Below are 12,934 nucleotides of genomic sequence, written 5' to 3'. Positions count from 1 at the left end.
GCGTGTGTTGGGTGGGCGGGTCGCGGCTCGGTCAGTGAGGCAAAGGCGGGGCGTTGCGAACCAGTTTGAGTTTATCTAGATGATCGGCCCAGTGTTGCATCATCCTGCGTCGTTCGGGCAAGTACTCGGCGTGAACGTACGCAGCAGTAACCTGGTTGCGTTCCGCGTGCGCCAACTGGCGGTCTACAACGTCTCGGCTGAATCCAAGCTCACGCAACATAGTGGCTGCGAGCCCGCGGAAGCCATGTCCGGTCATTCGCGACTTGTAGCCCATGCGATAAAGCGCGAACAACAGAGTGTTGTTCGAGATCGGTGCACGACCATGTACGCTATAGAAAACGTTTGGCCGATCGCCGTTGATCTGCCGGAGTTGTTTCAATACTGCCAGCGCTTGTCGTGACAGCGGGACAATGTGTGAGTCCCGCATCTTCATTCTGTCTGGTGGGATGCGCCACTCTGTAGCGGTCTCGTCAAACTCAGACCATTGTGCGCAAATCATTTCCTTCGTCCGGACGAAGGAGAGGGCCATCAATTCTAGCGCAAGCCGAGTAACGGGTTCTCCTGGGTAGGCCGCGATATCGCGCATGAGCTGCGGAATCTCCCCAGGCTTCACCCTGGCCATGTGCTGTACTGCCAGCCCCTTTTTTAAGATCGTTTCCGCATCGATGTCGGCGGATGGGGCAGCGGCCAGTCATGATGGCGTACTGGAATACGGCTCGCGAACGCTGCAGTAGTCGCTTGGCAGTTTCCCGGACGCCTCGTGCTTCGATTGCGCGGATGATCTCCAGCATATCTGGCGCTTCGATGCTGGCGATGGGCCGTGAGCCGATCTTCGGGTATGCATCGATCTCGAGCGAGTGGATGACTTTCTCAGCGTAGGTCTCGCTCCATCCTGCGCGCTGATTGTCGAACAACTCGCGCGCAACCGCCTCGAACGAACTAGCGGCTGCGATGCCCGCCGTTCGTTTGACTTCTCTCTTTGCTTCATTGGGATCGATACCCGCCGCAAGCTTTTCCCGTGCCTCGTCACGCTTTTTGCGTGCGACTGCTAGTGAAATTTCCGGGTACACGCCGAGTGCCAGCAACTTTTCCTTGCCGTTGACGCGATATTGAGTCGCCAGTAGCGCTGACCAGCCGGGGTAACGAGCAGGAACATTCCGCCGCCATCGAACAACTTCCCAGGCTTGTCGCCCTCTTTCGCGTTCTTGACGGCTTTGTCGGTCAAGGGCATGGGGGTATCTCTTGGGGTATCTTGGATACCCCAAGAGATACCCCCAAATACCCCCCGCTGTCGCAGTACGTCCCGGGACGTGTACGGAATTGAAAAAAACCGCGAAGTCTTATGCTATGACGGGTTGCCGGAATTCTGGGGATTGCGCGAGATGGAAGACTGGTCCCCCCGACAGGAATCGAACCTGTATCTAGCGCTTAGGAGGCGCTTGTTCTATCCATTGAACTACGGGGAGCGCCATGTCCGGGGAAACGCAGAAAAACGCGAACCGGACGGCAGTGTGGACAGCGCGCAGAGTATAGCAAACGCGCGGCGCGTCGGCGGGGCGGAATGCATGCCGACGCGCGTGATCGCGTCATCACCCGCGATCGGAAATCAGCGTGTCAGCGAATCAGAAATCGACGACGACGAAATCTTCCTTGCCCACATCGCACAGCGGGCAGCGCCAATCGGCGGGAATGTCGGCGAAACGGGTGCCAGCCGGAATGCCTTCGTCGGGCAGCCCTTCCGCTTCGTTGTAGACCCACCCGCAAATCAGGCAGACCCAGCTCTGGTATTCGGTTACTTCGCTCATGTAGCGCTCGGGAAAATGGAAATCCGGTGATGCCGTCCGCAGCTTGGCCGGCGGACGAAAGGCGCAATGGTACCGGAATTTCGTCGAACGGCTCCACAACGTCGTTTTAAACGTACGCATCGCGAACAACGCAACCGAGACACGCCTGCCGTGCGTGCGGTGTATGCTTCCGAGGCTGTCCAATCATAAGGAGAATGCGATGCTGAACAGAAAGTGGATCGCAGGTGCGGTATGCGTGGCGGCGATGGCCGTGTCGACGATGGCGCGGGCCGAGGCGCGCGTGTATTTCGAAGCACCGAGCGAGGGAGCGACGGTGTCGAACCCGGTGCATGTGAAGTTCGGGCTCGAAGGAATGGAGCTTCGACCGGCCGGCGACATGACGCCGAATACCGGCCATCATCACCTGCTGATCGACGGCCGGCCGATTCCGAAGGGCGACGTGATCCCCGCGAGCGAGCGTTCGCTGCACTTCGGCAAGGCGCAGACCGAGACCGAAATCAAGTTGCCGCCCGGCCAGCACACGCTGACGCTGCAGTTCGGCGACGGCATGCACCGCTCGTACGGCCCCGAATTGAGCTCGACGATCACGGTCAACGTGAAGTAATCGCATGTGCCGCGTACGGACGCCCGAGGCGTCCGGCGCGGAATGGTCGATCGGCCGGCCGCAGGCGTCCGGTCGACGCAGGCGTTTTGCCCGGAACGCATGCCCGGCGTCCGCGACCGGAAGCCGGGCACACCCGGCGTGCCATCGAAGCGCATTGTGTCGATGCGCGTCGAGCGACGCCCCGCCTGCCGGCCGCCAAAAGCACGTTCCAACCCGCCTCCCCACCCGTTTGCCGGCCTTATCCGTCCGGCCATGCCGGTAACGCCGCCCGCGACCGGTACAATGGGCGCTTCCGATTCCTCTCTTCGCCGTCTCCCCATGTCGCTCTATTCCATTTCCGGCGCGCAGCTCGCGTTCGGTCACGTCGCGTTGCTCGATCACGCGGATTTCTCGCTGGAAGCCGGCGAGCGCGTCGGCCTGATCGGCCGCAACGGCGCGGGCAAGTCGTCCCTGCTGAAGATCGTCGCCGGGCTCGCGAAGCCCGACGACGGGCTGGTCACGCGCCAGCAGGAACTCGTGACCGTCTACGTGCCGCAGGAGCCCGAATTCGAGCCGGGCGCGACGGTGTTCGAGGCAGTCGCATCGGGGCTCGCGCACACACGCGAACTGCTCGAGGAATACGATTCGATCGCGCACCGTCTCGCGGATATCCCCGAAGGCGCCGAGCACGATGCGCTGCTCGCGCGGATGAACGCGCTGCAGTCGTCGCTCGATGCGCACGACGCGTGGAGCTGGCGCACGCGCGTGTCGATGACGCTCGCGCAGATCGGCCTGGCGGACGTCGATGCCCCCGTCGATGCGTTGTCGGGCGGGATGCAGAAGCGCGTCGCGCTGGCGCGCGCACTGGTGCTGCAGCCCGACGTGCTGCTGCTCGACGAACCGACCAACCACCTCGACTTCGACGGCATCCGCTGGCTGGAAGAACTGCTCGTCGCGCAGCGCGCGGGCCTGTTGTTCATCACGCACGATCGCGCGTTCCTCGACCGTGTCGCGACACGCATCGTCGATCTCGACCGCGGCCGGCTGCTGTCATACCCGGGCAATTTCTCCGCGTACCAGACGCGCAAGGCACAGCAGCTCGAAATCGAGCGCGTGGAAAACGAGAAGTTCGACAAGCTGCTCGCGCAGGAAGAAGTGTGGATCCGCAAGGGCGTCGAAGCGCGCCGCACCCGCAGCGTCGGCCGCATCGCGCGGCTCGTGCAGATGCGCAACGAGCGCGCGGAGCGCCGCAACACGCTGGGCAACGTGAAGCTGGATGTCGCGCAGGGCGAGAAGTCCGGCAAGATCGTCGCGGAGCTGACCGACGTGACGAAGCGCTACGGCGGCCGCGCGGTCGTCGATCGCTTCTCGACGACGGTGATGCGCGGCGACAAGATCGGCTTCATCGGCCCGAACGGCGCCGGCAAGACGACGCTGCTCAAGCTGATTCTCGGCGAACTGAAGCCCGACGAAGGCACGGTGCGCATCGGCACCAACCTGCAGGTCGCCTATTTCGACCAGATGCGCGCGCAGCTCGACCAGGAGAAGAGCCTGGCGGATACGATCAGCCCCGGCAGCGAATGGGTCGAGATCGGCGGCGTGCGCAAGCACGTGATGAGCTATCTCGGCGATTTCCTGTTCGCGCCGGAACGCGCGCGTTCGCCGGTGAAGTCGCTGTCGGGCGGCGAGCGCAACCGGCTGCTGCTCGCGCGCCTGTTCGCGCGTCCGGCCAACGTGCTGGTGCTCGACGAACCGACCAACGACCTCGACATCCAGACGCTCGAGCTGCTCGAGGAACTGCTGGCCGACTATGACGGCACGGTGCTGCTCGTCAGCCACGATCGCGCGTTCCTCGACAACGTCGTGACGTCGGTGATCGCGGCCGAGGGCGACGGCAAGTGGCGCGAATACGTGGGCGGTTTCAGCGACTGGCAGATCCAGAGCGCGCGCGCGGATCAGCTCGCGCAGCAGGAAGCCGCGAAGCGTGCGGTCAAGGAAGCCGCGCCCGTCAAGGAAGAGGCGGCGAAAAGCGCCGCGGGCCGCAACACGCAACGCACGGTGAAGCTGTCGTTCAACGAGCAGCGTGAGCTTGATGCGCTGCCGGAGAAGATCGCGGCACTGGAAGAGGAGCAAAAGACGATCAATGCGCGGCTCGAGGACGGCTCGATTTTCGCGAAGGATCCGCAGGAAGGCACGCGCCTGACCGAGCGATTCGCGGCGATCGACGACGAATTGCTCGAAGCGCTCGAACGGTGGGAAACGCTCGAAGCGAAGCGCAAGCCCGCGTAAAACGCAGGCGCGTCGCGCGGCCGGCGGGCCGCTGCGCGCGATTCCGCGATTGGCGTGCCACGCGGAACCAGTAAAATACCGCGCGTCCCGGGCAGCGCAGCGCACGCCGCGCGCCCGCTTTCGGAGCAGTCCAAGCACACCGTTGTTTCGATTCGCTTTTTTACGGAACTCAACGTTTTGTCCACGACGTTATCCACACGAGGTGTGGACAACGTCCCGATGAATGACGAAATTCAGCGCCTATGTCAACGAAGAAACCCAGCGCGGCCTATAGCGAAGCATCGATCAAGGTGCTCAAGGGTCTCGAGCCGGTCAAGCAGCGGCCCGGCATGTACACCCGTACCGAGAATCCGCTGCACATCATCCAGGAAGTCATCGACAACGCGTCCGACGAGGCGCTTGGCGGCTACGGCAAGCAGATCACGGTCACGCTGCACGCCGACCAGTCGGTATCGGTCGAGGACGACGGCCGCGGCATCCCGTTCGGCATGCACCCTGAAGAGGGCGTGCCGGTCGTCGAGATCGTATTCACGCGCCTGCACGCGGGCGGCAAGTTCGACAAGGCCGCGGGCGGCGCCTACACGTTTTCGGGCGGCCTGCACGGCGTCGGCGTGTCGGTGACGAACGCGCTGGCCACGCGCCTCGACGTGACGGTCTGGCGCGACGGCAAGATCGCGGAACTCGGCTTCGCCGAAGGCGACGTGGTGAAACCGCTCGCGACGCAGGGCGCGGGCCGCGGCGAGAAGAAATCCGGCACGCGCGTGCAGGTGTGGCCGAATCCGAAGTATTTCGATTCGCCGAACCTGCCGCTTGGCGAACTGCAGCGCCTGCTGCGCTCGAAGGCCGTGCTGCTGCCGGGCGTCGAGGTCGTGCTCGTCAACGAGAAGTCGGGCGAGCGCCAGACGTGGAAGTATGAAGACGGCCTGCGCGGCTACCTGCTCGACGAAATGAACGGCAGCGAGCTGCTGATCCCGCTGTTCGAAGGCGAGCGCTTTGCCGATTCGCGTTCGGGCGACGACACCTTCGCCGAAGGCGAGGGCGCGTCGTGGGTCGTCGCCTGGAGCGAGGAAGGCTCGCTCGTGCGCGAGTCGTACGTGAACCTGATCCCGACGCCGGCCGGCGGCACGCACGAATCCGGCCTGCGCGACGGTCTCTACCAGGCAGTGAAAAGCTTCGTCGAACTGCACAACCTGCAGCCGAAGGGCGTGAAGCTGCTCGCGGAAGACGTGTTCGCGCGCGTGTCGTTCGTGCTGTCCGCGAAGGTGCTCGATCCGCAGTTCCAGGGGCAGATCAAGGAACGCCTGAACAGCCGCGACGCGGTGAAGCTCGTGTCGTCGTTCTCGCGCCCGGCGCTGGAGCTGTGGCTGAACCAGCACGTCGAGCACGGCAAGAAACTCGCCGAACTCGTGATCAAGCAGGCGCAGGCGCGTACGCGCGCGGGCCAGAAGGTCGAGAAGCGCAAGAGCTCGGGCGTCGCGGTGCTGCCCGGCAAGCTGACCGATTGCGAGACGGAAGATATCGCGCGCAACGAGCTGTTCCTGGTCGAGGGCGACTCGGCAGGCGGCTCCGCGAAGATGGGCCGCGACAAGGAATACCAGGCGATCCTGCCGCTGCGCGGCAAGGTGCTGAACACGTGGGAAACCGAGCGCGACCGCCTGTTCGCGAACAACGAGGTGCACGACATCTCGGTCGCGATCGGCGTCGATCCGCACAGCCCGGATGAAAGCGTCGACCTGTCGAACCTGCGCTACGGCAAGATCTGCATCCTGTCGGATGCGGACGTCGACGGTTCGCACATCCAGGTGTTGCTGCTCACGCTGTTCTTCAAGCATTTCCCGCAACTGATCGAGCGCGGCCATGTGTGCGTCGCGCGCCCGCCGCTGTTCCGCGTCGACGCACCCGCGCGCGGCAAGAAGGCCGCGCAGAAGCTTTATGCACTCGACGAAGGCGAACTCGAGGCGATCCTCGACAAGCTGCGCAAGGACGGCGTGCGCGAGACGCAATGGAGCATCAGCCGCTTCAAGGGTCTCGGCGAAATGAGCGCCGAGCAGCTGTGGGATACGACGATGAACCCCGATACGCGCCGCCTGATGCCGGTGAAGCTCGGCGAGCTCGACTACGAGGCGACCGTCGCACGCATGACGATGCTGATGGGCAAGGGCGAGGCAGCCGCGCGGCGCGGCTGGCTCGAGGAAAAGGGCAACGACGTCGAAGCCGACATCTAAGCCGAACACCTGCGCGGCCGGGATTGACGCCCGGCCCGGCCTCACGCCACTTACGAATACGGAATTCAGATGGACGACAACACTTCCGATCTCTTCGCCAGCTCCGATGCACCGGACGCCGACGCGCTGACGCTCGGCAACTACGCGGAGCAGGCGTATCTCAGCTACGCGGTCAGCGTCGTGAAGAGCCGCGCGCTGCCCGACGTGTGCGACGGCCAGAAGCCGGTGCAGCGCCGGATTCTCTACGCGATGAACGAAATGGGCCTCGGCCCGGACGCGAAGCCGGTGAAGTCGGCGCGCGTGGTCGGCGACGTGCTCGGTAAATACCACCCGCACGGCGACCAGTCGGCGTACGACGCACTGGTGCGTCTCGCGCAGGATTTCTCGCTGCGCTACCCGCTGATCGACGGGCAGGGCAACTTCGGCTCGCGTGACGGCGACGGCGCGGCGGCCATGCGATACACCGAAGCCCGCCTCACGCCGATCGCAAAGCTGCTGCTCGACGAGATCGACCAGGGTACGGTCGACTTCATGCCGAACTACGACGGCTCGTTCGAGGAGCCGAAGACGCTGCCGAGCCGCATGCCGTTCGTGCTGCTGAACGGCGCGTCGGGCATCGCGGTCGGCCTCGCGACCGAAATCCCGTCGCACAACCTGCGCGAAGTCGCGGGCGCGGCGGTCGCGCTGATCCGCAATCCGAAGCTCTCGCACGCGGAGCTGATGAACCTGATTCCCGGCCCGGATTTCCCGGGCGGCGGGCAAATCATCTCGAGCGACACCGAAATCGCGGCGGCCTATGAAACCGGCCGCGGCAGCCTGAAGGTGCGTGCGCGCTGGAAGATCGAGGATCTCGCACGCGGCCAGTGGCAGCTCGTCGTGACCGAGCTGCCGCCGAGCACGTCGGGCCAGAAGGTGCTCGAGGAAATCGAGGAGCTGACGAACCCGAAGCTCAAGCTCGGCAAGAAGACGCTGACGCCCGAGCAGCTCAACACGAAGAAGGCGATGCTCGACCTGCTCGACGCGGTGCGCGACGAGTCGGGCAAGGAAGCGGCGGTGCGGCTCGTGTTCGAGCCGAAGTCGCGCACGATCGACCAGACGGAATTCGTGAACACGCTGCTCGCGTACACGAGCCTCGAGTCGAACGCGACGCTGAACCTCGTGATGATCGGCGCCGACGGCCGGCCGGGCCAGAAGGGCCTGCTGACGATCCTCGACGAGTGGGTGAAGTTCCGCCAGCTGACGATGACGCGCCGGTGCCGCCATCGTCTCGCGAAGGTCGACGACCGCATCCACATCCTCGAAGGGCGGATGATCGTCTTCCTGAACATCGACGAGGTGATCCGCATCATCCGCGAGTCGGACGAGCCGAAGGCCGCGCTGATGAGCGCGTTCGGGCTCAGCGAACGGCAGGCGGAAGATATTCTCGAAATCCGGCTGCGCCAGCTCGCGCGGCTCGAGAAGATCAAGATCGAGAAGGAACTCGAAGCGCTGCGCGACGAAAAGGCGAAGCTCGAGGAACTGCTCGCGAACGAAAGCGCGATGAAGCGGCTGATGATCAAGGAGATCGAGGCCGACGCGAAGCAGTACGGCGACGATCGCCGCACGCTGATCCAGCAGGAAAAGCGCGCGACCTTCGAGGCGAAGGTGGTCGACGAGCCGGTCACGGTGGTCGTGTCCCAGAAGGGCTGGGTGCGTGCGCTGAAGGGCCACGGGCTCGACCCGGCCAGCTTCTCGTTCAAGGCCGGCGACCATCTGTACGCGGCGTTCCAGTGCCGCACGCCGGATCGCCTGATCGCATGGGGCAGCAGCGGCCGCGTGTACTCGGTGGACGTGTCGATCCTGCCGGGCGGGCGCGGCGACGGCGTGCCCGTCACGTCGCTGATCGAGCTCGAATCGGGCTCGCACCTGATGCACTACTACGCGGCGCCGGCCGACCAGCAACTGCTGCTCGCGTCGAGCAACGGCTTCGGCTTCCTCGCGAAGGTCGGCGACATGGTGAGCCGCGTGAAGGCCGGCAAGGCGTTCATGACGATCGATGCGGGCGCGGTGCCGCTCGCGCCGATGCCGGTGCTGCCGAACGCGACGCAGGTCGCGTGCCTGTCGAGCGGCGGCCGCCTGCTCGTGTTCGGGATGGACGAGATGAAGACGCTGTCCGGCGGCGGTCGCGGCGTGATCCTGATGGCGCTCGACGACAAGGAAACGCTCGTGCAGGCGCTCGCGATCGATCCGGCCGGCGTCGTGCTGATCGGCACCGGCCGCGGCGGCAAGGCGATGGACGAGACGCTGTCGTATGCAGGGCTGGCGCCGCACGTCGGCAAGCGCGCCCGCAAGGGCCGCGCGCCGGACACGAAGCTCAAGGTCGTCAGCGAACTGCGTCCGCTGCTCGGCTGACGCTGCGCACGTTCGGTCGCCCGGTTCAGCCGCGATCGAAGGCCGCACCTCCGCTTCGGCGGACGTGCGGCCTTTTCTTTTGGAGGGGGATTCGGGTAAGCAAGCGTGGCGCTGTCACGCGGAACTTGCAAAATAATGTGAAATCGCGCCTGGGGTCTGAACCGCTCGGCGACAATCCGGTCGAACGTCGCTCGATGCCGCGTGCGACGCGGCCGTTCGCCGCACCCCACTCCTCACAGGATTGCCGTCATGTCCCATGCTGTCTCCGTCGCGCTGTTTCTTCATCTGCTGGCCGTCGCCGTGTGGGTGGGCGGGATGGTCTTCGCCAACTTCTGCCTGCGTCCGGCGCTGTCCGACCTGTCGCCGCAGCTTCGGTTGCCGCTGATCGAAGGCGTGTTCGGCCGCTTCTTCAACTGGGTCTCGGGTTCCGTGATCGTGATCCTGCTGACGGGCGGCGTCCTGCTCGTGCAATTCGGCGGCGCGCATGCGACGTGGTCGCTGCACGCGATGGCCGGGCTCGGCGTCGTGATGATGCTGATCTTCGGGCATATCCGGTTCGCGCTGTTCCCGCGCATCCGCCGTGCGGTGCAGGCGCAGAAGTGGCCGGACGGCGCGCGCGCGGTGAATACGGTGCGCCTGCTCGTGCTCGTGAACCTCGTGCTCGGCGTCGTCACGATCGGCGCGGCGGTGTTGTCGCGCGGTTTCTGATTGACCGCAGCCGGCCGGCCCGCGCGCAGCCGCGGGTGCGCCGGCAAGCGCCGCTACGCGGCCAGCATCGCATCGAGCAGCCATGAGCCGACCGGGCCGAGCGGCCGGTTGCGCGACCAGACCGCATCGACCCGTACACGGCGCGGCCAGCCGCGCGCACGCAGTTCGCACAGGCGATCGCGCGCGAAGTGGTCGACCATCCAGCGCGGCAGTTCGGCCCAGCCGAACCCCAGCACGGCCATCTCCAGCAGCATCAGGTAGCTCGGCGCCAGCCAGTGCTGCGTGCCGACGACGATCCGGTCGTCGGCGCCGCGGCCTTCCGTTTTCACATAGGTATTGAGGCGCAGTTCGCGCACGTCGCGCAGCGCGGCGTGCGGCACGTCGGCGTCGCCGTATTCGGCGAGCGCGTGCGTGCGGCCGACGAACAGCCCGATTTCCGATTCCTCCGCAATCGTCGCCGCGCCGATATCGGCCGGGTAGGCCGCGCGCGCGGCCATCAGCCCGAGCTGCGCGCGCCCCTGCTGGATCAGGTCGAGCACGTCTTCGTGCTCGGCGATCTGGCATTCGAGCTCGAGCGCCGGGAAGCGCCGTTCGAGCGCCATCAACGTTTCCTCGTAGCGCTTCGACTGGTACGTATCGGACACGACGAGCGTCAGCCGCGCTTCCTCGCCACGCGCGAGCCGCGCGGCCGTGCGGTCGATCGCCGCGTCGGCTTCGAGCGCGCGCTGGACTTGCGGCAGCAGCGCGCGCCCGGCATCGGTCAGGGTCGGCGCCCGCGTCGAGCGGTCGAACAATTGCACGCCGAGATCGATCTCGAGGTTCGCGATCGCCTCCGACACGGTCGACTGGCGCTTGCCGAGCTTGCGCGCGGCGGCCGTGAACGAGCCGAGCAACGCGGCTTCGGCGAAGGCGAGCAGGGCTTCGGGGGCGTGGCGCATGCGGTGCTCCTGGTGGCGATATATCGGTGAAACCGATGATATCAAACTGGAATCATACGGTTACGCCGATCAAAATGGCGGCCATGAACGAAGTAGACGAATCGGAGGGAATCATGAAACAGGTCAACAAAACGGTAACGGAACGGCTGCTGCATGCACTGACGTTCGAGCTGGTCGCGATCGCGCTGTGCGCGCCGATCGGCGCGTGGCTGCTCGACATGCCGGTGTCGCACGTCGGCGTGCTGACGGTGATGGTGTCGCTGATCGCGATGGCGTGGAACATGGCGTTCAATACGCTGTTCGACCGCTTCGAGCGGCGCGCGGGGCTGACCCGCACGCTCGGCATGCGGATCGCGCATGCGGTCACGTTCGAGCTCGGCCTCGTCGCGATGGTGGTGCCGGTCGCCGCGTGGTGGCTGAACGTGAGCCTCGTCGAGGCGCTGTTGCTCGACCTCGGCATCGTGCTGTTCTTCCTGCCTTACACGTTCTGCTTCAACCTCGCTTACGACGCGCTGCGCGCCCGCTGGATGGCACGCCGGGTCGCGGTGCAGGCAGGTTGAGGACGGGCTGGACGGGCGAATGCCGGTAGAACCCGGCGGGGCGGTGGTCGCCGCCCGTCAGCGCGCGGCGGCCAGCAGCCACACGCCGCAAGCCACTGCGACCGTGCCGTACACGGCATAGACGGGCACCTTGAAGCGCGCGAAGCACAGCGTCGCGAAGGCGCCCGTCAGCCAGTAAACGGGGTCGACGGGTTCGCGGTACAGGATCCTCACGACGGCGACGACGAGAAAACCCGTGGTCGCCGCACGCAGCAGGCGCATTCCGTGCTCGAAGCGCGAATGGCGCTTGAGCCGGGACAGGTGGTTCTGCGCAAACACGACGAGGCATCCCGACGGAATGAACAGCGCGGCCGTCGCGAGCAGCGCGCCGACCCAGCCGTCGGTCAGGTAGCCGAGAAACGGGACGACGTTCAGCAACGGCCCCGGCGCGACTGGGGACAGCGCGAACGCCAGCGTGAAGTCGTGATCGGAGATGCCCGTCGCGGGCGTGACGAACAGCGTCTTGAGCACGGGCAGCGCGGAAAAGCCGCCGCCGAACAGCGTCATGCCGGCACCGGCGAGACGCGGCCACAGCAACGTCGCCTGGTAATCGCCGGGCAGCGGCACCGCGAACAGCGTGACGAGCACGCCGAGCAGCACGAGCAGGTTGCGGTCGCGGGTCGACAACCTGAAATCGACCGCGTCGCGTTGCGGCGGCCCCGTGAGCCAGCCGGCCGCGAACGCGGCGAAGAGAATCCCGACGAAGGCGGCCGGATTATGTGCGAAACCGAGCAGAATCGTCGACAGCGCGGCGATCAGTTGCTCGCGCCGTGTGCGCGCGAGCGAGCGCAGCTGCTTGACCCACGTGACGCCGATCAGCGCGGCGAGCACCATCCCGAAGTGATTGATCAGCATCGGCGCGGCGAGCGAGCGCACGAGCGGCGTGCGATAGAAGATCGCGAACAGCGTCATCAGGATGGAAAACGGCAGCACGCTCGCGATGCCGGCGATCCACGCGCCGATGCGGCCGTGCAGGATCTGGCCGACCTGCACCGCCACGTTGCAGCCGACGGGGCCCGGCACCAGCCAGGCCAGCGCGACGAGGTCGCCGAATACGTTGGGCTCGATGCGCTTCAGCCGCTCCACGTAGTGGCGTTCGAGCTGCGCCATCATCGACAGCCCGCCCCACGAGACCGCCGAAATGCTGGCGACGACCTTGAACAGGTCCCACAGGGAAGCCTGCGCCTGTTCGATATCAGCGGTCGCTTCGATTTCGACGGTAGTCATGTTGGTGGTGTGAGCGCGGGGCCCGATCTCTCGCGTGCGGCCATGCCGGCGGCCCGCCGACACGTTGGCCCTCCCAATTGTCCGCCGCGCACCGTGACACTGCCATGCGCGAAAACGCTAGTTCATGAACTAAACAATTGGATCGGAAAACGAAACAGTGACGGCGCGT

Annotated in this window: 9 protein-coding genes, 1 tRNA gene and 1 pseudogene; 6 read left to right on the top strand and 5 right to left on the bottom strand. The window is 65.6% G+C overall.

Annotated features, from left to right (window positions below; translation table 11 throughout):
• Positions 1-31: 31 nt before the first annotated feature.
• The 3 genes and pseudogenes from CFB43_RS13290 to CFB43_RS13280 form a co-directional block, all read right to left on the bottom strand.
• Positions 32-1,231 (bottom strand): annotated as a pseudogene (locus CFB43_RS13290) (tyrosine-type recombinase/integrase).
• A 160-nt stretch (positions 1,232-1,391) separates the two neighbouring features.
• Positions 1,392-1,466, bottom strand: a tRNA-Arg gene (locus CFB43_RS13285).
• Positions 1,467-1,622: 156 nt separating this feature from the next.
• On the bottom strand, positions 1,623-1,805 hold the full coding sequence (locus tag CFB43_RS13280; protein ID WP_006478164.1) for a rubredoxin: 183 nt from the start codon (positions 1,803-1,805) through the stop codon (positions 1,623-1,625).
• A 199-nt stretch (positions 1,806-2,004) separates the two neighbouring features.
• Between CFB43_RS13280 and CFB43_RS13275 the strand changes: the two genes are divergently transcribed.
• The 5 genes from CFB43_RS13275 to CFB43_RS13255 all read left to right on the top strand — a co-directional run bounded on the left by CFB43_RS13275 (position 2,005) and on the right by CFB43_RS13255 (position 10,001).
• Entirely contained in the window at positions 2,005-2,409 is a 405-nt protein-coding gene (locus CFB43_RS13275; RefSeq protein WP_089495394.1) for a DUF4399 domain-containing protein, read from the top strand.
• Positions 2,410-2,727: 318 nt separating this feature from the next.
• Complete coding sequence (locus CFB43_RS13270) at positions 2,728-4,677, top strand: ATP-binding cassette domain-containing protein (protein ID WP_089495393.1); 1,950 nt, start codon at positions 2,728-2,730, stop codon at positions 4,675-4,677.
• Positions 4,678-4,919: 242 nt separating this feature from the next.
• A complete protein-coding gene (gene parE, locus CFB43_RS13265; RefSeq protein ID WP_089426056.1) occupies positions 4,920-6,902 on the top strand; it encodes a DNA topoisomerase IV subunit B in 1,983 nt (660 codons plus the stop codon).
• A 69-nt stretch (positions 6,903-6,971) separates the two neighbouring features.
• Positions 6,972-9,293, top strand: a complete 2,322-nt coding sequence (gene parC / locus CFB43_RS13260; protein WP_089495392.1) for a DNA topoisomerase IV subunit A — start codon at positions 6,972-6,974, stop codon at positions 9,291-9,293.
• Between the two features lie 249 nt (positions 9,294-9,542).
• Complete coding sequence (locus tag CFB43_RS13255) at positions 9,543-10,001, top strand: CopD family protein (RefSeq protein ID WP_089495391.1); 459 nt, start codon at positions 9,543-9,545, stop codon at positions 9,999-10,001.
• Positions 10,002-10,054: 53 nt separating this feature from the next.
• On the opposite strand, the gene CFB43_RS13250 is transcribed toward CFB43_RS13255, so the two are convergent.
• Positions 10,055-10,939, bottom strand: a complete 885-nt coding sequence (locus CFB43_RS13250) for a LysR family transcriptional regulator (RefSeq protein WP_089495390.1) — start codon at positions 10,937-10,939, stop codon at positions 10,055-10,057.
• 113 nt (positions 10,940-11,052) lie between these two features.
• On the opposite strand from CFB43_RS13250, the gene CFB43_RS13245 reads away from it, so the two are divergent.
• Positions 11,053-11,499 carry a multidrug/biocide efflux PACE transporter gene (locus CFB43_RS13245; protein WP_071334964.1) on the top strand — a complete coding sequence of 149 codons (447 nt, stop codon included), beginning with the start codon at positions 11,053-11,055 and terminating at the stop codon, positions 11,497-11,499.
• Between the two features lie 57 nt (positions 11,500-11,556).
• On the opposite strand, the gene CFB43_RS13240 is transcribed toward CFB43_RS13245, so the two are convergent.
• A complete protein-coding gene (locus CFB43_RS13240; protein ID WP_089495389.1) occupies positions 11,557-12,765 on the bottom strand; it encodes a chromate transporter in 1,209 nt (402 codons plus the stop codon).
• Positions 12,766-12,934: the final 169 nt, after the last annotated feature.

The sequence above is a fragment of the Burkholderia sp. AU15512 genome, assembly GCF_002223325.1.
In the GTDB taxonomy this organism is placed as follows: Bacteria; Pseudomonadota; Gammaproteobacteria; order Burkholderiales; family Burkholderiaceae; genus Burkholderia.
Note: the sequence above shows the minus strand (reverse complement) of the source record. Positions and strands in the feature narration are given on the sequence as shown.